At 43.4% G+C, this 19,571-nt stretch carries 22 protein-coding genes and 2 pseudogenes; 19 read left to right on the top strand and 5 right to left on the bottom strand.

What is annotated here, in order from left to right:
- Positions 1-380: 380 nt before the first annotated feature.
- Entirely contained in the window at positions 381-665 is a 285-nt protein-coding gene (locus QD47_RS22840; protein ID WP_082067274.1) for a helix-turn-helix transcriptional regulator, read from the bottom strand.
- Positions 666-708: 43 nt separating this feature from the next.
- On the opposite strand from QD47_RS22840, the gene QD47_RS32210 reads away from it, so the two are divergent.
- The 6 genes and pseudogenes from QD47_RS32210 to QD47_RS22825 all read left to right on the top strand — a co-directional run bounded on the left by QD47_RS32210 (position 709) and on the right by QD47_RS22825 (position 3,610).
- Positions 709-870: a hypothetical protein gene (locus QD47_RS32210; protein WP_161797193.1), complete on the top strand. Its 162-nt coding sequence runs from the start codon at positions 709-711 to the stop codon at positions 868-870.
- 764 nt (positions 871-1,634) lie between these two features.
- Positions 1,635-1,759 (top strand): annotated as a pseudogene (locus tag QD47_RS33400) (group-specific protein); the annotation flags it as partial.
- Positions 1,760-1,904: 145 nt separating this feature from the next.
- Entirely contained in the window at positions 1,905-2,537 is a 633-nt protein-coding gene (locus QD47_RS22835; protein WP_044648286.1) for a hypothetical protein, read from the top strand.
- Positions 2,515-3,051, top strand: coding sequence for an accessory gene regulator ArgB-like protein (locus QD47_RS22830; protein WP_044648285.1), 537 nt, complete (start codon positions 2,515-2,517; stop codon positions 3,049-3,051). The genes QD47_RS22835 and QD47_RS22830 overlap by 23 nt, the downstream gene beginning before the upstream one ends.
- On the top strand, positions 3,048-3,194 hold the full coding sequence (locus QD47_RS31075) for a cyclic lactone autoinducer peptide (RefSeq protein ID WP_014281452.1): 147 nt from the start codon (positions 3,048-3,050) through the stop codon (positions 3,192-3,194). Before QD47_RS22830 ends, QD47_RS31075 begins: the two co-directional genes overlap by 4 nt.
- Positions 3,195-3,211: 17 nt before the next feature.
- Positions 3,212-3,610 (top strand): LytTR family transcriptional regulator DNA-binding domain-containing protein, encoded by a 399-nt coding sequence (locus tag QD47_RS22825; protein ID WP_044648284.1) that lies wholly within the window; start codon positions 3,212-3,214, stop codon positions 3,608-3,610.
- A gap of 698 nt (positions 3,611-4,308) precedes the next feature.
- On the opposite strand, the gene QD47_RS32625 is transcribed toward QD47_RS22825, so the two are convergent.
- From QD47_RS32625 to lexA, 3 genes are all read right to left on the bottom strand, one after another.
- Positions 4,309-4,485: a hypothetical protein gene (locus tag QD47_RS32625; RefSeq protein ID WP_162833922.1), complete on the bottom strand. Its 177-nt coding sequence runs from the start codon at positions 4,483-4,485 to the stop codon at positions 4,309-4,311.
- A 263-nt stretch (positions 4,486-4,748) separates the two neighbouring features.
- Positions 4,749-5,051, bottom strand: coding sequence for a hypothetical protein (locus QD47_RS22820; protein WP_044648283.1), 303 nt, complete (start codon positions 5,049-5,051; stop codon positions 4,749-4,751).
- Between the two features lie 256 nt (positions 5,052-5,307).
- The gene (lexA, locus tag QD47_RS22815) at positions 5,308-5,934 is read right to left on the bottom strand and encodes a transcriptional repressor LexA (protein WP_013310545.1); all 627 of its coding nucleotides are present in this window, start codon (positions 5,932-5,934) and stop codon (positions 5,308-5,310) included.
- A 191-nt stretch (positions 5,935-6,125) separates the two neighbouring features.
- Here lexA and QD47_RS22810 point away from each other — a divergent pair, with 191 nt between their 5' ends.
- The 4 genes from QD47_RS22810 (at position 6,126) to QD47_RS22795 (ending at position 8,434) form a co-directional block, all read left to right on the top strand.
- Positions 6,126-6,494, top strand: a complete 369-nt coding sequence (locus QD47_RS22810) for a LysM peptidoglycan-binding domain-containing protein (RefSeq protein ID WP_044648291.1) — start codon at positions 6,126-6,128, stop codon at positions 6,492-6,494.
- Between the two features lie 107 nt (positions 6,495-6,601).
- The gene (locus QD47_RS22805; protein WP_044648282.1) at positions 6,602-6,808 is read left to right on the top strand and encodes a DUF896 domain-containing protein; all 207 of its coding nucleotides are present in this window, start codon (positions 6,602-6,604) and stop codon (positions 6,806-6,808) included.
- A 129-nt stretch (positions 6,809-6,937) separates the two neighbouring features.
- The gene (locus QD47_RS22800) at positions 6,938-7,447 is read left to right on the top strand and encodes a hypothetical protein (protein WP_044648281.1); all 510 of its coding nucleotides are present in this window, start codon (positions 6,938-6,940) and stop codon (positions 7,445-7,447) included.
- 192 nt (positions 7,448-7,639) lie between these two features.
- Positions 7,640-8,434: an HAD family hydrolase gene (locus QD47_RS22795; protein WP_200893495.1), complete on the top strand. Its 795-nt coding sequence runs from the start codon at positions 7,640-7,642 to the stop codon at positions 8,432-8,434.
- Positions 8,435-8,545: 111 nt separating this feature from the next.
- Here the strand turns inward: QD47_RS22795 and QD47_RS22790 are convergent, their stop codons facing one another.
- Positions 8,546-9,088, bottom strand: coding sequence for a cupin domain-containing protein (locus QD47_RS22790; protein ID WP_044648279.1), 543 nt, complete (start codon positions 9,086-9,088; stop codon positions 8,546-8,548).
- A 231-nt stretch (positions 9,089-9,319) separates the two neighbouring features.
- Between QD47_RS22790 and metH the strand changes: the two genes are divergently transcribed.
- From metH to QD47_RS22740, 9 genes and pseudogenes are all read left to right on the top strand, one after another.
- Positions 9,320-12,760: a methionine synthase gene (gene metH, locus QD47_RS22785; protein WP_044648278.1), complete on the top strand. Its 3,441-nt coding sequence runs from the start codon at positions 9,320-9,322 to the stop codon at positions 12,758-12,760.
- A gap of 79 nt (positions 12,761-12,839) precedes the next feature.
- Complete coding sequence (gene rnz / locus QD47_RS22780) at positions 12,840-13,772, top strand: ribonuclease Z (RefSeq protein ID WP_044648277.1); 933 nt, start codon at positions 12,840-12,842, stop codon at positions 13,770-13,772.
- A gap of 507 nt (positions 13,773-14,279) precedes the next feature.
- Positions 14,280-15,086, top strand: a complete 807-nt coding sequence (locus tag QD47_RS22770; protein ID WP_082067273.1) for a TIGR01457 family HAD-type hydrolase — start codon at positions 14,280-14,282, stop codon at positions 15,084-15,086.
- 74 nt (positions 15,087-15,160) lie between these two features.
- The gene (locus QD47_RS22765; RefSeq protein WP_044648275.1) at positions 15,161-15,979 is read left to right on the top strand and encodes an Fpg/Nei family DNA glycosylase; all 819 of its coding nucleotides are present in this window, start codon (positions 15,161-15,163) and stop codon (positions 15,977-15,979) included.
- A complete protein-coding gene (locus QD47_RS22760; RefSeq protein ID WP_200893496.1) occupies positions 15,969-16,817 on the top strand; it encodes a deoxyribonuclease IV in 849 nt (282 codons plus the stop codon). Before QD47_RS22765 ends, QD47_RS22760 begins: the two co-directional genes overlap by 11 nt.
- 73 nt (positions 16,818-16,890) lie before the next feature.
- Positions 16,891-17,229 carry a cyclic-phosphate processing receiver domain-containing protein gene (locus tag QD47_RS22755; RefSeq protein ID WP_044648274.1) on the top strand — a complete coding sequence of 113 codons (339 nt, stop codon included), beginning with the start codon at positions 16,891-16,893 and terminating at the stop codon, positions 17,227-17,229.
- Positions 17,226-17,540 carry a thioredoxin family protein gene (locus QD47_RS22750; protein WP_044648273.1) on the top strand — a complete coding sequence of 105 codons (315 nt, stop codon included), beginning with the start codon at positions 17,226-17,228 and terminating at the stop codon, positions 17,538-17,540. Before QD47_RS22755 ends, QD47_RS22750 begins: the two co-directional genes overlap by 4 nt.
- Positions 17,537-18,311, top strand: a pseudogene (locus QD47_RS22745) (ABC transporter ATP-binding protein). The gene QD47_RS22750 and the pseudogene QD47_RS22745 overlap by 4 nt, the downstream one beginning before the upstream one ends.
- A 22-nt stretch (positions 18,312-18,333) precedes the next feature.
- On the top strand, positions 18,334-19,392 hold the full coding sequence (locus QD47_RS22740) for an SAM-dependent methyltransferase (RefSeq protein ID WP_044648272.1): 1,059 nt from the start codon (positions 18,334-18,336) through the stop codon (positions 19,390-19,392).
- Positions 19,393-19,571 lie beyond the last annotated feature (179 nt).

The raw sequence follows: 19,571 nt of genomic DNA, 5'->3' as shown, positions 1-19,571 counted from the left end.
GTAGCCGATCCACAAAATTGAAACAGATATATTCGGAGGTTCAGTTCACTTCACTTCAAAGGATCTGAATTCATCTGCTCCATGTCACACAATAAACTCAAAACACTTAAAAAGCTGTGGAAATGACCCGTTAATTTTGCGGGTCATTTTTACTATCACATTTAAGATTGAGAGTCAATAATCAGTTAGACTAGGATAAACCAGATGAATTCGATGAATTTCGACATATTATCTGTTTTTATTTATTTTTTATATGGTAAAGTTGGGAAACAAGTAGAACTTATGGATAGAAAAAAGGGGGCTGAAGTATTGGAGTTTATAAAAGTAGATTGGTGTGTATAGTCCAGACTATACAACATGCCCAGAAGAGATGCCTGTGGTCAGGCGAAGTGCCACTCATACAAATCCTCAGCATGGCATCCTAGGACGCGGCATATAAGAACTGCTGCTTCGTAAGACATCTTTTCTCTGTTGTTTGCCCAATTGGATAATTGTTGGCGCGAGTATCCGATTTTTCGGGCAAGCTCGGATTGAGTAGTACCAGCTTCATTAATACGGACCTTTAACAGGCATCTCCCCCGGACAATATTAGACACTGTCTTGGTCTCCTTTTTAGAAGGAAGGGGGAAAAGTATTTCGTTCGGAGTATACAGGATAATGGTCATACAGTAAAGATAAACACACCATAGTTTACGGGGGAGAACGGACATGAAAAAGCATTTTTTTGAATTTACTCAGGATTGGGATTTAGATGAAGAGAATACGAAAATGTTTATCAGATCGGTGATTATTACACATGGAATAGATGTGCCAGTTACAGTCGAAGTTTCGATCAATTCTAGAGTCGACACATTTGTTATTAATGAATAAAAAAGACTCAATGCGCCTATCAATCGCATTGAGTCTGCCCACAAAAACACCCACAAATTACCCACAAATAGCATATACGTTATGCTATTTCGGAAAAATTAATTATCTTTTATTATTTAATTATCGGTGTTTAAGTACCACATGATAATTTAGAAATCCATAGAACTTAAATCGCACCCAAGTACATCAATGGGAACGTGATCAATATCTGACGCTTTACTAAAACATAGAATTCCTTGGCGCTCTAAGCGTTGAGGGATTTTTAGTTTGGGGACAGTGAGTAAATATTATAAATCCGATATATAGTTGCCCCCAAAATGTCCCCAAACTTTTTATGGATTTTGGAATTGGTCTACCATCAGTGCGACACATTACCAGATTTAGATCGTACCTATACCTTTTGTCCAAACAAGTGGAATCCCATCACATCAGTAACCCATTTTTCATTCGGGGTGCCATCGCATTGAAAGAGTAATTGCCAATGAAAGAATTACATTGAGGACATTGCCCGAAATTTTAAGTGCAGCAGATATTGCCAATATTTAGGTATTTCAAAAAGATCGTGTATATGAATTACTCAAGATAAAAGAGGATACCGAATTTTTCAATTGGAGGTACTAAAAGAATTGCAAAGGAAGAGTTTGTGAATTGGATCGAAGCCCGTAAGCAAGAACATCGGTGTATTAATGCCATGTTGTCTTGTCTCTTTTGGCTGATTGTGTTTGATGATTTTTTTGATCGTTTGTAACATCCTAAATAATCATTGGGGCACGATATTGGACACGTTTTTCCATGATTCCAGGTTTTCGAAAAGAAAAATTGGCGGTAAATGGTATTTTCCAGCTCGTGAAATAAGAGCTTTTTTGAAAAATGGCTCTTAGAGCAATAAACACATTGTAAGGAAAAGAGCGAAAAATATTTACCTAATATAATACATAAAATATTCCAAATAAACAGGTAATTGTATTGCTATACTGTTATAGCAAATATAGAATTATAGTGTTGGTTACAATGAAGTGAAGGGGATATGTGTTATGTGGGAGCCTATACGGTTCTTGCTATTTTCTAATGTTGAAACATTTGCGGCGTTTGTTTTAATGCTTACTATTTTCAGAATCCGAGCTTTAGATTTTATCTGGCCTGCATTGTTTATCGGCCTGATCATGAATTTGCAAAGTCTGGTGTTAAGAGAAGAAATGTCGTTGTCTTTTTTTGCTCCGACTATAAACATTATATTATTCACATTATTGATAACTACTGTTGTAAGGATGCCTATTATTTGGTCAGCTATTATATCCATTACAGGTACGTTTTTGTATACGCTGTTCCAAGCAATAATTATAGTAATGCTCTTTGGTACATTGACATCAGACATGGAGACCTCTCCAGAGGGATCGTTAGCTCAAGCGGTAACCAGTGCATGGGTATTAGCTATATCATGGTTACTATTTAAATTCAAAATAGGCTTTACAGCAGATTATGAAAGCTTGCGTTTTAGGTGGGAACATGTACTTGTTGTTATTTTAATAATTGGGATACTAGCCGCTAGCACATTTATGTTCTACGTCAATAATTTTCCTTTGAGTATTTTATTTATAGCTTTGGCATCTGGAATGTTCCTGTACTATGCGCTAAAAACGGAGCGTGATTATTATAAAAAATCTTGATTCTATCGCTCTTGATATTGCAACTCATATCAAAACAGTTGTACCGGATCATCCAGCTTCTATTGCGGTTTTAAAACATGGAATAGCCGTTGTGATTAATACAGTTTCAATCATTTTGTTAACTATTGGTATTTCATTTATTACGGGTAAGGTGCAGGAAACTGTACTGGCGATGATATCTTTTTCTATACTGCGTCAAGTTGTAGGAGGAATACATTTAAAGAGCAATATAGTATGCATTGTTGTATCTACAGCTTTACTTACCGCCCTGTCCTTTGTGAATCTAAACTATAATTGGATAGTTATTACTTCGATATTAAGTATAATACTTGTCTTAGTTTATGCTCCGTCTAGAATAGACGGGAAGACTCGTATACCTAAACGGTACTATCCATTGTTAAAAATTTGCGGAGTTGCAATAATAACACTTAATTTGTGGCTGGCTTTTCCGGTGGTAGCGGCTAGTTTTTTTGTTCAGAGCTTAACATTAATAGAGAGGAGGTGCGAAAAATGAAAAGTCCTAAATTTAGTAAATTTAAGATTGGCATGTACTACAATGCTGCCATATTACTAACTTCACTTGCAGTTGTATCAGTGAGTACAGCGAGTTTGTCTTGGATTCACAGTCCCGAACCACCTGAAGAACTGTTGAAATAAAGTGGGAGATATATGAAATGCTAAACTTAACTGTCTCAGCTGATGATTCTCGAGGTATTAACAAGGGCGAAAACATACCAGTGGACAAGGTTCTTTTCATATCTAAAGGACGTAAGAGGGATCAGATTCTAGTTCACACATTCGAAAAAACATATTACATGATCGGCACCCTAAGGCATTGGGAAAGCTTCCTAAATAATAATGGGTTCCATTTCTTGAATGTGGACAGAAGCAATACTCTGAATGTGGAAAAGGTGAAAATTGTTAATGGCATTTTCAAAGACGCTTACTTTGAATGTGAGATAACAAAAACATCGAAGAGGTGTCCGATCTCTTATCACCGATTTGACGAGGTTATAGAGGAAATGGGTTTCATTAATTCGAACATAATCTTCACTGGAGTTGCTACTAGATAGCGGCTCTTTTTTTGTCAAAAATACTCGGCTTATATTGTCGAATCATAAGAGACATTCAGCACCCTGATTTTTGTTCATATGTCCCTAATTTTAGGAATTGATATAGGTAAGAGTTTCGAATTTCATAATCAAGGGAAAAAGAATGGGAGAAGGTGATGGGTTGTGTTGAGTTAACATTTTCGCTCCTTATATTTATAAAACGAGGAAAAGTATTTCGTTCAGAGTACATAGGATAAATGATCATACAGTAAAGATAAAGACACAATAGTTCACAGGGGAGAATAGACATCAAAAAGCATTTTTTTTGAATTTTCTCAGGATTGGGATTTAGATGAAGAGAATACGAAATTTTTATCAGTATTCACTTACTTCAAATGTTAAAATTCTGTTGAAAATGATAAAGTCCTACTGACTGCTAAAGGGCCCCTTATTATTGGTTCAATTTCCGTTTTACACTATAATGCGGCACAAAAAAGCGGGAAGAAATCCTTCCCGCTTTTCGCTTAAAAACAATCATTAACGTCTGCGTTGTCTATCATTTACGCTAAACAGATTAATAGCCAGTGCATTACCTCTAGCGCGCGCAATGGCTCTTTGATTTGAACGGATCGATAATCCTCTTCTTCTCACATGACGTTTGAAATGTTTTTTACACATGATATCACCTCCTTTCACAGGAAAAGAAGGTACGATGAATCTTAGAAGCGTTTATGATTCCGCTTACGGTTGCGCTTGGAAATTTTGATGTTCAATGCATTGGTGGCTAGTGCGTTACCGCTTCTTGTTTCGGCAGCAGCGGCTTGGAAGACTTTTACGACCAGAAATTTGTTCTTACCAATACGATGCTTATACGTTTTGACTCTATTTTTGATCATCTGCATATCTCCTTTGCTAAGGTCTACTTTATTCATATGTCAGTAGCACTAACAATGTATCAGCATAAATCTATTAAAACCAAAAAGAAGCTATTACCTATGACCCTGATATTCAGAAACTAATAAAGTATAAAGGTAAGGAATGCAAAAAAACTCATGCTTACCTGCCTTATCCTTACCAACTTTACGTTGTAGGAAAAGTTACAGCAGATCGGCACGAGCAAAATGATAAAAAGTGAAGATAACAAACGGGGAGAAGTATATTACTTACTATAAAGGGCTTTAAGCTTTTTCTGGTAATATGTTTCCTGCTCAAGAATGTGATTCATTTGTTCAGAAAGCTCTTTATATTCTGGACTGTCCTCTGGGTAGTTATTTCTTTCGGAAAGTACAGCTTCAAGTTGCTTTTCCAATGATTTAAAATGGATAATTATTTGTATGTAATGAATGCGATCAAAGGTTGTTCTGGTTGAATTCTCCTTAGCATACACATAATCCATTGTTGGAGCTGTAAAACCTATTACGATAAAAGTCACAATAAACACTGAAATTATAATTTTTTTCATTTAATCTCTCCTTAGTAAAACTATAAATATTAATATACCATATTTATCTAAAATAATTACAAAGTATTTTTGATCCGCCAATAAGCAGAACAGTAATTGCAGATTGCAGATATATACCGATTAATCTATGGCTATCAAAGGAAAAAGAATAGCTGTGAGGGACATTTTGTGTACATAATATTAACACAAAACCGGCTTGCCATGGGCAGCCGGTTTTGTTGTAGGGGGAAGAATAACGGGGCTGAAAAATGAAAAATCAGTGGAAGTCCCGAAAGAGTCCTACAACCTTGCCCAAAATACTGACGTGCGTCAGACGAAGCGGTTCAAAGGCCGGATTTTCCGGTTGAAGTCGAATATGATCTTTTTCCTTGTAAAAAGTTTTAACAGTAGCCTCGTCCTCGTCTGTCATGGCCACGACAATATCGCCGTTATCGGCTGTCTGCTGTTGACGTACGATGACATAATCTCCGTTGGCAATACCAGCTTCAATCATGCTTTCTCCTACAACAGATAACATGAATATTTTATCCTCACCAACAAAATGTTGGGGAAGAGGAAAGTAATCTTCAATATTTTCTGTTGCTGTAATAGGCAGACCAGCTGTAACTTTGCCGACGACCGGAACACGACTAATTGAGTAATTAATCAAGTTGCTGTTATCCGATTCGTCTTGGCCGAGTAACTCGATGGCCCGCGGTTTCGTTGGATCACGACGAATCAGTCCCTTTTTCTCCAGACGATCCAAATGACCGTGAACCGTAGAACTGGAGGCCAATCCGACAGCCTCACCTATTTCGCGTACAGAAGGGGGATAACCCTTTAGACGCACTTCATTTCGGATAAATTCAAGAATGGCCTGCTGGCGGCTTGAAATCTTAGACATACCGTATCAACCCCATTTAGTAACGTTTGGGAAAATTATAGCATAGAACCTCCGTTCGTACAAACACAAGTTCTAAATAATCCCTAAAAATAATCACGAACTTTTGTTCTCTTTTCTATTGAACAAAACAAATGTTCGTGTTATATTGTGAAAAAAACATAGGAACAAACGTTTGGAGGACGCAGCCAATGATGAAATATAGCACATATCAAAGTATTTTTCCAATGAATTTAGAAAAGATGCAAAATGTCCGGAATGAGAGAGAGGCGCAGCTTGTACGGACCATTTCCAACAGTCTCCTGCCCAAACTTCTTATTCTGGTTATCGTTGCCTGGATTGCGGGTGCAGGTGTACTGACGGTATTCGCGGCTCCTTCTGTTTCGAATGAAGAGGTGACCAAACTTATTGTACAACCTGGGGATACATTGTGGCAGATTGCCTCCAATCATAAACCGGAACGAATGGATACACGTGTATATATAGAAGGAATTGTTCGGATTAACGGACTGGAAGATCGGGGAGTGCAGGCAGGCCAAGTTTTAAAGCTTCCGCATTTCTGATCTGTCACGATTAGAGCTTGTCAGAGGACGTAATGAGGGAACCTTGACAAGCTCTTTTCTACATGTCAAAGTGTATTATATCTTTGCTTATATGGAGGGGACAGAATTTGGATATAGACAGCTTGGTACAGCGCATCAATGAATTGGCTCGCAAAGCAAAAGCCGAAGGATTGACGGAAGAGGAAACAACAGAGCGCGCCAATCTTCGGGAAATTTATTTGGATAACATTCGCCGTAATTTCCGGCAGCAACTTGATACGATTGAAATTGTGGACGAAGATACGTCGAAGGGAAATGGTGGGCTGACGCATTAATGTCGCTAAAGCGGCTTAGCCCGCGTAATTTGCTTTTCGTTTTTTTAAGGTATCTATTTTTGGTATCTATATAGATTAGGATTGGTGGCAATTGTTTTTAAGCAATATATTTGGGAAGGGAATTGAGAGATGGCCCGGTCATTTGAAAGAAAAGTTCGCAAAAACACAGCGCATTTGAATAAATCGCGCAAAAAACAAGGCATCCAAACCATTAGTGGTGCCGGTTCTGCAATGGATATTTTCCGTGGACGTAATATTACTGTGCCAATCATGCTGGCTGGACTTGCAGTTCTGTACATGCTTATGAGTTATTTTTTAACTAAGACTGGCATGCGCGGAATGGATTGGCTTGTATTCGGCTTGTACTTGATGCTGGCTGTTATCTTTTTTATCCGCCGTCCTTATTTGAAGGTAGGAAAGAGTGCTCTGTACATGCTGAAAGGCGGCAGAGAACGTCCAATGACGGCAGAGGATATGAAAGCCATCAAAATTGAAAAGGGTTACGTAACAGTTGAAAGAAAAGGTAAGGGTGGAAATTTTATTTTCACAAAATCACTGGGCCGTTATGATACGGATGGCATTGCAGAGCGGCTTGAGAAGTTTGCGCTATCTAATCAGGTTCAAGTAGACAAAAAATAACGACTTTTTTGGTACGAATCGTTTAAATTGTCTGTGGGCCTGTAGCCTCTGTAAATAAGGTCGCATGATGTTATTTCATATAACACATTGCGGCCTCTTGATTAATATGGGCACATAACGATTGGAATGCTTGTAGACGCAACAAGGCAGAACAAGCGTACATATAAAGTGGAAAGAGAGTGGATAATTCAGATGACGATTCAGGCGGTTATGTTCGATCTTGATGATACACTTCTGTGGGATGAGCGCAGCGTAGAAGAGGCATTTGACGCGACGTGCCAGACAGGTTCCCTGGAAGCAGGCGTTGATTCGAAAGCTTTGGAAGAAGCAGTCCGCAAGGAAGCGCGTGCTTTGTATGAGTCTTATGAAACCTTTAGTTTTACTCAATTGATTGGCATTAATCCGTTTGAGGGATTGTGGGCGAATTTTACGGCAGGAGAGCAGCCTGAGTTCCGGCAATTGGAACAGTTGGCCCCTGCTTATCGAAAGGAATCTTGGCGTAGAGGTCTCCAACAGTTGGGGATAGATAATGAAGAGTTAGCGCAAAAGCTGGCAACCCAATTTGCCTTGGAAAGACGTACCCGTCCCCATGTTTATGAAGAAACGTTTGAGATTCTGGAGCAATTGAAAGGGCAGTATAAGCTTCTTTTGTTGACAAACGGCTCCCCTGATCTACAGCAGGAAAAGCTGGATGGGGTTCCGCAGTTAGCTCCATTTTTTGATCACGTTGTTATTTCAGGTTCGTTTGGTAAAGGTAAGCCGGACCCGTCTATTTTTCAGCATGCTTTGGGGCTTCTCGGTATTGAGCCTGAACATGCTTTAATGGTGGGGGATAAGCTGACGACTGATATTCAAGGGGCTCTGGCGGCAGGTGTGCACTCCGTGTGGGTGAACCGCAACGCCAAAACCAATACTACAGAAATCAAGCCAAAGTTCGAAATTAAGCATCTGTCCGAATTGGATGGAATTATTCAAACGTTTAAGTAAGTGCTTTTCGGCTCTTATTATAGTAACAAGCCCAAAAAACTCCCTCCGCTCAGGTATCTCAGAGCAGAGGGAGTTGCTTTATCCACATTAGGATGGATTCGTATTATAGTATTATGCCTTAATAAACGATGGATCTTCAAACGGTTCGGCAATCCACCCATTTTCTTCGATGAACAAACGTACTGCGACGATCTTCTGATTTTCCATTAAGGTAAAGAAGTGAGGAATATTTTCTGGTACGGAAATAACGTCACCAGGTGAAAGCTCAACATTAAAATATCCGATTTCTTCAGGACCTTTAATGATGAAAATGCCTTTACCTGCTACAATAGCACGGATTTCATCTTCGGTATGGGTATGAATTTGCTCAAACTTGGCAAGCAGCTCGTCCAAATTCGGCGTTGCTTCGGACAAGGTGATAACGTCCCATATTTTATACCCACGGCGGGCGGCTAAGTCCTTGATTTCGGCTTCAAAAGTGCTTAGAACAGCCACTTTTTGCTCATCTGTCAGGGTGAAGTTTTCTTGCAGCTCCCCGGACAGCTTGGAATCATCCCAATGCTCGTACAATACCTCTTGACTCTCCAAAAATTCACGTACCTTGTCTTCATCGCTAATTCGTACATTCGTATTGCGTATTAAGATTTCAGCCATAGGTTATCCCTCTTTTCCACTTGGTTTAATGTTGTATACAGAATATCATGTCTTGAATCGTTGTACAATATAGGTTTGCAAACATTTTATACTACAAACTGTAAAAATGAATATCGAGAGTCGTTTTTGTGCAGAAGAAGCCGTATAAAACGTATGTTTTTACTTCAATCTATCTAAATGATACGGTTTCTGCTAAACTAGGATTTAACGTTTTGCGGGGGTGAAGAGATTTTGGATAAAGTTAGCTTACAGGATGCATTACAACGAAGAATACTCATTCTTGATGGGGCCATGGGCACCATGATCCAGCAAGAGGATCTTTCCCCCGACGATTTTGGCGGGGAAGAGCTGGAGGGCTGCAACGAGATGTTGGTCTTGACCAGACCTGATGTCATTCAAGGGATACATGAAGCATACTTGGAGGCCGGATCAGACCTGATTGAAACGAATACTTTTGGAGCGACATCCGTTGTTTTGGCGGATTACGATATACCGGAGCGTGCCCGTGAGATTAATCTCGTTGCAGCTAGATTGGCGCGTAACGCAGTGGATAAGTACAGCACACCGGACAAGCCTCGTTTTGTTGTAGGAGCCATGGGACCGACGACGAAAACATTATCCGTGACAGGTGGTGTTACGTTTGCGGAGCTGATCGAGAGCTATGAAGAGCAAGCCTTGGCGCTAATTGAAGGCGGCGTGGATGCCCTGCTTTTGGAGACCTCGCAGGATACGCTTAATGTCAAAGCCGGAAGTATTGGAATTCGGCAGGCTTTTGAGAAGACGGGTATGGAGCTTCCCATAATGATTTCGGGAACGATTGAACCGATGGGAACGACGTTGGCAGGGCAAAATATCGAATCCTTCTGCATTTCGCTGGAACACTTGCACCCGGTGTCAATCGGGCTGAATTGTGCTACAGGACCGGAGTTTATGCGGGATCACATTCGTTCTCTCTCCGATATGTCCTCAGCAGCGATTAGCTGTTATCCGAATGCAGGTCTGCCCGATGAAAACGGTCAATATCATGAATCTCCTGAATCATTGGCCCGTAAAATGGCTGCTTTCGCCGAAAAAGGCTGGCTGAATATCGCAGGGGGCTGCTGCGGTACCACGCCTGAGCATATCCGGGTTATGAGTGAAAGTATGGCTCAGTTTGAACCGCGTCCGCTGGAAGGCCATCACCCACCGGCTGTATCCGGTATTGAGCCTGTATATATTGAACAGGAAAATCGTCCCTATATGGTTGGTGAGCGAACGAATGTACTAGGCTCCCGCAAATTCAAGCGTTTGATCGTGGAAGGCAAATATGAAGAGGCATCTGAGATTGCCCGGGCTCAGGTAAAGAGCGGAGCACATGTCATAGATATTTGTGTACAGGACCCGGACCGAGATGAAATGACGGATATGAAAGCCTTTTTGAAGCTGGTAGTGAATAAGGTAAAGGTTCCTCTCGTAATTGATACGACGGATATCCAGGTCATTGATACCGCCTTGCAATATTCGCAAGGGAAAGCGATCATTAACTCCATTAATTTGGAGGATGGTGAAGAGAAATTCGAGAAAATGGCACCTCTTATTCATAAATACGGCGCGGCTGTTGTTGTTGGAACCATTGATGAACGTGGTCAGGCTATTTCACGTGAGGATAAGCTTGAGGTGGCCAAGCGTTCTTATGATCTGCTGGTGAACCGTTACGGTCTGGCACCCGAGGATCTTATTTTTGATACGCTCGTATTTCCCGTAGGAACAGGTGATGAGCAATACATCGGTTCGGCTAAGGAAACGATTGAAGGTATTCGGATTATTAAAGAAGCTCTTCCAGGAGTTCACACCATTTTGGGTATCAGTAACGTGTCCTTTGGTTTGCCGGAGGCGGGTCGTGAAGTGCTCAATTCCGTTTATCTATACGAATGTACCAAAGCAGGCTTGGACTATGCGATTGTAAATACGGAGAAGCTCGAACGTTATGCTTCGATACCCGAGCATGAACGGAAGCTCGCCGAAGACCTGATTTATAAAACGAACGACGATACTTTATCCGCTTTTGTGGCTGCTTTCCGTAATAAGAAAGTGGAGAAAAAAGAGAAGGTGTCCAATCTCTCGCTCGAAGAGCGGCTGGCTTCCTATGTAGTAGAGGGCAGTAAGGAGGGACTGATTCCGGATCTGGAGCAAGCGCTTGCCAAATATTCTTCGCTGGAGATTATTAATGGACCGCTGATGAAGGGGATGGGAGAGGTAGGACGTCTCTTTAACAACAACGAATTGATCGTTGCAGAGGTGCTGCAAAGCGCTGAAGTTATGAAGTCGTCGGTTACTTTCTTGGAACCGTATATGGAAAAAAATGAATCCTCGGTAAAAGGAAAGATTTTGCTGGCTACGGTCAAAGGTGATGTGCATGACATCGGTAAAAACCTGGTGGAGATTATTCTATCCAACAATGGTTACCATATTGTGAATCTGGGTATAAAAGTACCACCAGAACGCATTATTGAGGCTTACCGTGAAGAAAAGGCCGACGCGATTGGCTTATCCGGTTTGCTTGTTAAATCGGCTCAACAGATGGTGTTGACTGCACAGGATTTGAAAAATGCGAATATTGATATCCCGATTATGGTTGGCGGAGCTGCTTTGACGCGTAAGTTTACGAAAAACCGTATCCGTCCCGAGTATGACGGAATGGTTGTCTATGCGAAGGATGCAATGGATGGTTTGGATATAGCTAACAAGCTGATGAATCCTGAGTCCCGCAAGAAAATGGCTGAGGAAATGGAGGCTGAACGGGAAGCGGAAGCCGCAACGGTCGTGGAAGCCAAGCCGTTGCCTAAACTTACCCGGGCTGTTCGCTCTAAAATCGCTCAGGATTTGCCCGTCTATATTCCGCCGGATACGGATCGTCATGTACTGCGTAACTATCCGCTCAATTATATTTTGCCTTATGTGAATATGCAGATGCTGATGGGGCACCATCTTGGATTAAAAGGAAATGTAGAGCAATTGCTGGCTTCGGGGAATCCGAAAGCGACTCAGTTGAAGGAAACCGTAGATAGCATCATGTTTGAAGCCGTTACGGATGGAATTATTCAGGCACATGCTGTATACCGTTTCTTCCCGGCGCAGTCACAGGGAGATCAGATTTTGGTTTATGATCCATCAGATGTGAGCAAGGTACTGCACACATTTACGTTTCCGCGTCAACAAGTAGAGCCTTATTTATGTCTGGCTGACTTCTTGAAATCGGTGGAATCTGGAGTTATGGATTATGTAGGTTTTATGGTTGTTACGGCGGGTCATGGTATTCAGCAGCTTTCCACGCAATGGAAAGAAAAAGGGGATTACTTACGCTCTCATGCACTTCAGTCGGTAGCGCTGGAAGTGGCAGAAGGACTCGCCGAGCGACTTCATCATATTATAAGGGACAGCTGGGGTTTCCCGGACTCGGCAGACATGACGATGAAACAGCGGCATGGGGCTAGATATCAGGGCATACGGGTATCTTTTGGCTATCCGGCATGTCCTGATCTGGAGGATCAGGGACCATTGTTCCAGCTGTTGAAACCTGAGGATATTGGCGTTGAGCTGACGGAAGGGTTTATGATGGAACCGGAGGCTTCTGTATCAGCCATGGTGTTCAGTCACCCTCAGGCCCAGTATTTTAACGTCGAAAAGGTATAACGCCTTTATCAGATGGGATAGCAAAGACCCTCCGAGCTTCGGAGGTTTTTTGCTGGTCAGCAGGAAGAAGGTTAAAGTCATGGAATTTTATTTTCTCGGCACGAATGCAGGTGTGCCTACGATCCAGCGAAACGTGACGTCCATCGCACTCCGTTTGCTGGAGGAACGAAGAAGCATGTGGTTGTTTGATTGCGGCGAAGGAACTCAGCAGGAGGTACTACGTTCGCCGCTTAAGCTAAGCAGGCTTGAAAAAATATTCATTACCCATTTGCATGGAGACCATCTCTTTGGTCTGCCAGGCCTGCTGTCGAGCAGGGCGTATCAGGGAGGTACGACACCGTTAACGGTATACGGGCCGCCTGGCCTCAAACAGTACATCGAATTATCGCTGGGAATCAGCCAATCCCGTATCAACTACCAACTACATATTGTGGAGCATACGGGAGGACTATTGTTTGATGACGGGCAATTCCGTGTGGAGTCGGCTCTGCTGGATCATCGTATTGACAGCTACGGTTATCGTATTGTAGAGATGGATAAGCCCGGCAAGCTCAATCAGGAGCTGCTGGAGCGATACGGAATCAAGCCCGGCCCGGTGTATGGTAAGCTGAAACGTGGAGAAAGCGTAGAGGTGGAGGGGGGAGTCATGCTTCATCCCCAGGATGTATTGGGTGCACCGAAAAAAGGACGTATCATCACCATTCTCGGTGACACTCGACCTTGCCTGAATACCGTAGTACTAGCTCAGGATGCAACGGTTGTCGTTCATGAAGCCACTTTTCTGCATGAGCTGGCAGATACGGCGTATGAATATCATCACAGTACAGCGCTCCAGGCAGCGGAAGCAGCAAAAGCGGCAGGTGCGGGTCAGTTGATCATGACGCATTTTAGTTCCAGATATAAAGATCAGGAGCAGCTCCAGCCGTTGTTGGAGGAAGCACGGAGTGTATTCCCTAATTCATTGCTGGCGGAACAGCATGTGTTGTTACCAGTGCCCGATATCGGTTCTTAAACGGTAGTTATAGAAGATAGACGTGTATGGGTGCCGGGGCTTGCTCCGGCGCCTTTGTTTTTCCTGTGAAATTATTTTCCGGGAAAGCGCAGGATGCGACAAGAGATGAGGACGACATATGGGTGGGACCGAATGAATTTGTAATACCACATGTGGAGGCGTGTCATATCCGGTTTTCTATATATCGAATTTTAAGGGGGTTGTATTTTGAGCAGGCTCAGGCAATACAGGAAATTTCCTTTGAAGACTAGGCATCTTCGATGGATTTCGACGGAGATGTAAGCTTATTCCCTGGGAAAGCGACGGCTTTTAGCGAGGAATGGCATTATTTTGAACGGTTTATCAGCAATTCATGGACTTCATACGTATTTTTGACTTAAGATAGATAAGATGAAATGGAAGGGCCGACTTATTTTATGACCTGAATGATTAAGGTGGTTAAATAAGAAGGTGAACATCATTCATGGGATGAATTATAATTTCAATGTTATGATGAATTGATTTGAAGTGCGGGAGGGAATTACGATAAAATCGTTACTGATTGATCTGGATGGAACATTGTATCATGGGGACCGGATGATCAAGGGTGCGGATCTGCTCATATCCCAATTGCGCACGAACCAGATACCATACGCTTATGTTACGAACAATGCTTCACGCACACCCGAGTCGGTAGCTGAGCATTTGGTAAGTATGGGAATTGAAGCGGTTAGTGATGAAGTATGTACTTCGGCGCTGGCTGCTGCACAATATGTTGCACAGCAAGGTCCTGGAGCACGAGTATATTGTATTGGTGAAACGGGATTACGTCAGGCACTCACGGATGCTGGATTGCAGCTTGTTGAGGATCATCCTGATTATGTGGTTCAGGGGATAGATCGCCAATTTACATATGATAAGCTGGTTGCTGCTATGCGATGGATTCGGGAAGGAGCCACTTTTATTTTGACAAACCCGGATCTCCAATTACCTTCACAAGATGGACTCACGCCGGGGGCAGGAACGATTGGAGCTGCGATTGAGGCGGCATCACAGGTAAAGCCCATCGTCATCGGCAAACCTTCAAGCGTGTTAATGAACTATGCGCTGGATCGCTTGAACATTAGAGCGGATGAAGCCCTGGTTGTGGGCGATAATATGCTTACCGATATTGCGGCAGGTGCGGCGGCAGGTTGCAAAACAGCTCTGATACTATCGGGTGTTTCGACCCGCGCTAATATGGACGGACATATGCGTGCCGTTGGAGTAAAACCTGACCTGATATTTGACAATCTGGATGAATTGCAGGATTGGCTCCAGGAAGAGTTTAAGTAATAGTAAATATACATTTTTAAAAAAATCTGCAAGAATCAAAAGTGATTTGCAGCTACGAAAGGAAAGATGTTGACATGCCGGAACTTCCTGAGATGGAGAACTACAGAACGCTATTGTCAAAACAAATTTTGGACATTCCGATTACCGGAGTGACGGTTAACCGTGTGAAATCCATTAATACCGAAGTGGAAACGTTTGAAAAGCAATTGCTGGGAACAACCGTTGTATATATGGAGCGTCGAGGCAAGCACTTGATTTTTCATATGAACACGGGTGGGCGGCTTGTGCTGCATCTGATGCTGGGAGGACTGTTGTATCTGGGAACGGAGGAGCAGCGTCCTGATCGCACGGTTCAAATTGAACTGGATTTCAGTGGAGTAAAGCTTTATTTTATCGGGCTGCGCTTGGGTTACCTGCACTTGCTGACGGCTAAAGAAACAGAAGAGGCGATGTCAGACCTCGGACCTGATCCGCTGGATCGTCGTATGACATTGGAAAAGTTCACAGCACGTCTGAAGGGACGTCGGGGTATTTTGAAAACAACGCTGGTGAATCAGCATGTTTTTTCCGGTATCGGTAATTGTTATTCGGACGAAATTGCTTTTATCGCCGGATTTACACCTGGTTCCAAAGTACAAAACATCGTACAATCGCCAGAAAAAGTGGAAAAGCTGTATCATGCTACGCAATCCGTGCTTCGTGAAGCTACTGCGGAAGGCGGTTATATGGAAATGCCTCTGATGGAGGGAGATACGCTAACGGGCGGCTTTGATCATCAGTGTCGGGTATATGACCGTGAGGGAGAAGAATCTCCAAGTGGCGGGAAAATTGTGAGGGTTGAGCTGGCGGGAAAAAAAGCATTTTATTGCCCGGTACAGCAGCATGATGCCTAAACTGCTGATCGGCTCTCATGTTAGTACGCGAGGTGGTTTTTCCAAAGCCGCTGTACGTGCACGAGAGCAGGGTGGACGTTCTTTTCAATATTTTCCGAAAAATCCACGTAGTCTTAGGCTGAAGGAATGGAATGCTGCTGATGCGGCTGCTTGCAAAGCTTACTCTGTAAAGCATGAAATCCAATCTATTGGCCACTCGCCATATCCTGTTAATCCAGCTCACGAGCGCGAACGCGGGCAGGAGCTTTATGAGCTGACAGTTGCTTCATTGCGAAACGATCTGGATATCGCTGAAGCCTGTGGCTCAAAGGGGATTGTCGTTCATTTTGGGCATACCCATGCGTCTGATCCGCTGGAGGGCTATCGAAATATCATTGGTTGTCTTGATGATGTGCTGGAAGGATGGCAGGGAAAGGCTAAAATACTGATTGAAAATCAGGCAGGGGATCACGGTCCGATGGGAACCACGTTGGAGGAAATGGTGCAAATTCGCCAGTTGTGTCAATATCCTGATAGCATCGGCTTTTGTCTGGATACCTGTCATGCGTATGCAGCAGGATTGTGGAACGGTGGACGTGATGAGGCGTTGATCGAAAAAGGGGATCGTATGGGCTATTGGCCAGCCCTGTGTGGAGTTCATTTAAACGATTCCAAATACCCGTATGGCTCTAAAAAAGACAGACATGCGCGTGTCGGGCAGGGTTGTATTGGTCTGGAGGGCATGCGTTGGATGACGGAACAGGAGCCTGTAAGGGGCATTCCAGTCGTTTTGGAAAGTGAAACGGGACCTGATGGGACCCATCGCGAAGATATTCAATTAATCCTAAGCTGGCAGTAATACAGTTTGGCGGATGTTCTTCATCTTTAAGGCTTAGGAAGCTTGCATCCTTGGGAAAAAGGAGGAGACGTTAATGCATTTGTTTATGGACGATTATCGGCCTTGTCCTCCGGGTTTTAAGCTGGCAAGGGATGCGGAGGAGTGTTTGTTACTGCTTCATGAATACCCGATTTCGGTGCTATCGCTGGATTATGATTTGGGACCGGGTCAGCCAACAGGGAAAGATGTGGCTGCTGCCATTGCAGGGAACCAGTTGTATCCCCGTGAAATTTATTTACATTCTTCCAGTGCGGAGGGCCGACGAGTCATGTATGAGCTGCTATATGTCAATAAGCCGGAAGGAGTCACCGTACATAACGGGCCGATACCGGAGGAACGCATGCGCGAGATCCGAAAAGAGTCGGAACGATGAAGGAGTTGGGACAAAAGGAGGTGAGTCGCGCCATATGGGAGGGGTGCAAGCTGGCTTTGTTTGTGTACACTCCCATGTGCGGAACCTGCGCGGCTGCCCGGCGGATGCTGGAAGTGGCAGAGCATTTGCTCCCCGAAGGAGTCGTGGTGCAAAGCAACATTAACTATATTCCTGAACTGGTACAGGAGCACCGGATTTCCAGTGTTCCTGCGCTTCTTTTATATAACGGTGAGAACGGAAGTCCTGAAATCATCTACAAAATGGAATCTGTGGAACACTTGCTGAGCAGGATAAGGAGCGTGGTGGAATGATATCCATGAAGAACATCACATTGCAGCGGGAAGAAAGCCGAATATTGGACGATGTGAATCTTGAAATACGGGTAAATGAGCACTGGGCCATTCTGGGGCGTAACGGCTCTGGTAAAACAACATTGCTGGAAATGATGACAGGCTATATGTTTCCAAGTCGCGGAACGGTCAAAGTTGCTTGGGCAAACATATGGTCAATGTGACGTACGGGAAGTACGCAAGCAGATTGGATATATCAGCCAGACGTTGCTGGAAAAATTGGCTTTAAAAGATCCGGTATGGGAAGTAGTTGCTACTGGAGCGTATGCTTTTTTGCGTTTTTATCAGGAGATTCCGACAGAGACAAAGGAAAAAGCCGTATCTCTGCTGGAGGGGATGAATTTAGGTGCGCTGATGAATCATCCGTTGGGTACTTTATCTCAGGGGGAACGCAAAAAGGTAATGCTCGCTCGTTCGTTGATGGCGGAGCCTCGTTTGCTGATTATGGACGAGCCTTGCGCGGGACTGGATCTATTTGAACGGGAAAAAATGCTGGTTGAAATTGATCGGCTTCGCAAGCGGGATTTGTCAGTGGTCTATGTAACCCACCATATTGAGGAGATAGTTCCCCTCTTTACCCATGTGGCACTTATTCGTGATGGCAAGGTGGCAGCAGCCGGACCGAAAAAAGAGGTTTTAACGAAAGAATTGATTATGCATACCTATGAAGTTCCAGTTGAGCTGGATTGGGATGGAGACCGTCCCTGGATTCGGGTGTGCACTGGAGGATAACGTTATTTTGGAGGAAATATATATGAGTACAGATGAACAGGGTGGAACCGCTTTGTCATCGTCAAGATTTGTTTGCACGGCCAACCATGGTTTTGCACCCTATGCCCAGGAAGAGCTTAGAAGAATGTTTGGCTCGGTGAAAAGCACAATACTTTTACCTGGTGAAATTTTTCTGGCTACATTACCTGCGGATGCAAGTGAGGCTGTGGGAACGATTACGGGTCAGCCGCCAATGTTTTTGCGTCACTTATTTCCTGTGCATTTTCAGGAGGAAGGTACGGATTTGGCTCAGGTGCTGGAGCGTTTGGTTGCTTTTATCCGTAACCGCCGAGAACTGATAGATCAGCGCGTTTCTTTGCAGGTGCGCAAAGGAGCTGACAGTAGTTGGGCTGAAAGCGCAGGTGCGCTCAAGCAGGCTTTAAGTGAGCAATTAAGTGATCTTCCTATGGAGCTTACGGTGCAGGGAGCAGAGGTTATTGTGTCCGTTTTTGCGGATACGGATACATGGTATGCAGGTGTGTCGCATCCTCAGGATAATCTATCGGATTGGAGCGGAGGCGCAGTTCGTTTTCAAAAAGAGGACGGGCAAATCTCTCGTGCCAAATTCAAGCTGCTGGAAGCAGAAGCGACGTTTGGCATTGATTTTAGCGCTTTTCATCAAGGACTGGATATCGGGGCGGCGCCGGGTGGATGGACTTCCTTTTTGCTGGAGCGTGGACTCAAAGTAACGGCGGTTGATCCGGCAAAGATGGAGCCTTCGTTGATGAAGTATGCCAATCTGACTTTTTTGCGTAAAAATGCGAGTGAGGTCAAATTCAAAGAAAATACATTTGATCTGCTGGTCTGTGATATGAGTTGGAGTCCAAAGCAGATGGCAAGGCTTGTCACTGATTTGCTGTATAGTTTACGCAGCGGCGGTACTGCCATCGTAACGGTCAAGCTAATGCATAAAAAGCCTTTGGCGCTTATTCATGATGTGATCGCTTCGTTCGAGCAGTCCGGCATGCAGATCCAGCGGGCCAAGCAGCTATTCCATAACCGGGATGAGATTACATTGTATATGATCAAGTATGGAAAATAATGCTTTACAATCGGTATAGGTGTGCTATATAATAAACCCAAATTGTTCCTTAAAATATAATAACCACGTTTAAATAAAGGGAAAGCATCCCGCGAACATCGTTTTCATGGTGACATGAAGATTGTGTTTTTGCGGTAGGCTTTCCCTTTTTTGTGTTGTTTGCTTATAGAAAGGAGGCA

The sequence above is a fragment of the Paenibacillus terrae genome, from assembly GCF_000943545.1.
Classification (GTDB): domain Bacteria; phylum Bacillota; class Bacilli; order Paenibacillales; family Paenibacillaceae; genus Paenibacillus; species Paenibacillus terrae_A.
Note: the sequence above shows the minus strand (reverse complement) of the source record. Positions and strands in the feature narration are given on the sequence as shown.

Excerpts from the sequence above, each read along its gene's own strand:
- QD47_RS22840 (WP_082067274.1), bottom strand. The coding sequence starts at position 665 with ATGACCATTATCCTGTATACTCCGAACGAAATACTTTTCCCCCTTCCT.
- QD47_RS32210 (WP_161797193.1), top strand. The coding sequence starts at position 709 with ATGAAAAAGCATTTTTTTGAATTTACTCAGGATTGGGATTTAGATGAA.
- QD47_RS22835 (WP_044648286.1), top strand. The coding sequence starts at position 1,905 with ATGTGGGAGCCTATACGGTTCTTGCTATTTTCTAATGTTGAAACATTT.
- QD47_RS31075 (WP_014281452.1), top strand. The coding sequence starts at position 3,048 with ATGAAAAGTCCTAAATTTAGTAAATTTAAGATTGGCATGTACTACAAT.
- QD47_RS22825 (WP_044648284.1), top strand. The coding sequence starts at position 3,212 with ATGCTAAACTTAACTGTCTCAGCTGATGATTCTCGAGGTATTAACAAG.
- QD47_RS32625 (WP_162833922.1), bottom strand. The coding sequence starts at position 4,485 with ATGATCAAAAATAGAGTCAAAACGTATAAGCATCGTATTGGTAAGAAC.
- QD47_RS22820 (WP_044648283.1), bottom strand. The coding sequence starts at position 5,051 with ATGAAAAAAATTATAATTTCAGTGTTTATTGTGACTTTTATCGTAATA.
- lexA (WP_013310545.1), bottom strand. The coding sequence starts at position 5,934 with ATGTCTAAGATTTCAAGCCGCCAGCAGGCCATTCTTGAATTTATCCGA.
- QD47_RS22810 (WP_044648291.1), top strand. The coding sequence starts at position 6,126 with ATGAAATATAGCACATATCAAAGTATTTTTCCAATGAATTTAGAAAAG.
- QD47_RS22800 (WP_044648281.1), top strand. The coding sequence starts at position 6,938 with ATGGCCCGGTCATTTGAAAGAAAAGTTCGCAAAAACACAGCGCATTTG.
- QD47_RS22795 (WP_200893495.1), top strand. The coding sequence starts at position 7,640 with ATGACGATTCAGGCGGTTATGTTCGATCTTGATGATACACTTCTGTGG.
- QD47_RS22790 (WP_044648279.1), bottom strand. The coding sequence starts at position 9,088 with ATGGCTGAAATCTTAATACGCAATACGAATGTACGAATTAGCGATGAA.
- rnz (WP_044648277.1), top strand. The coding sequence starts at position 12,840 with ATGGAATTTTATTTTCTCGGCACGAATGCAGGTGTGCCTACGATCCAG.
- QD47_RS22765 (WP_044648275.1), top strand. The coding sequence starts at position 15,161 with ATGCCGGAACTTCCTGAGATGGAGAACTACAGAACGCTATTGTCAAAA.
- QD47_RS22760 (WP_200893496.1), top strand. The coding sequence starts at position 15,969 with ATGATGCCTAAACTGCTGATCGGCTCTCATGTTAGTACGCGAGGTGGT.
- QD47_RS22755 (WP_044648274.1), top strand. The coding sequence starts at position 16,891 with ATGCATTTGTTTATGGACGATTATCGGCCTTGTCCTCCGGGTTTTAAG.
- QD47_RS22750 (WP_044648273.1), top strand. The coding sequence starts at position 17,226 with ATGAAGGAGTTGGGACAAAAGGAGGTGAGTCGCGCCATATGGGAGGGG.
- QD47_RS22740 (WP_044648272.1), top strand. The coding sequence starts at position 18,334 with ATGAGTACAGATGAACAGGGTGGAACCGCTTTGTCATCGTCAAGATTT.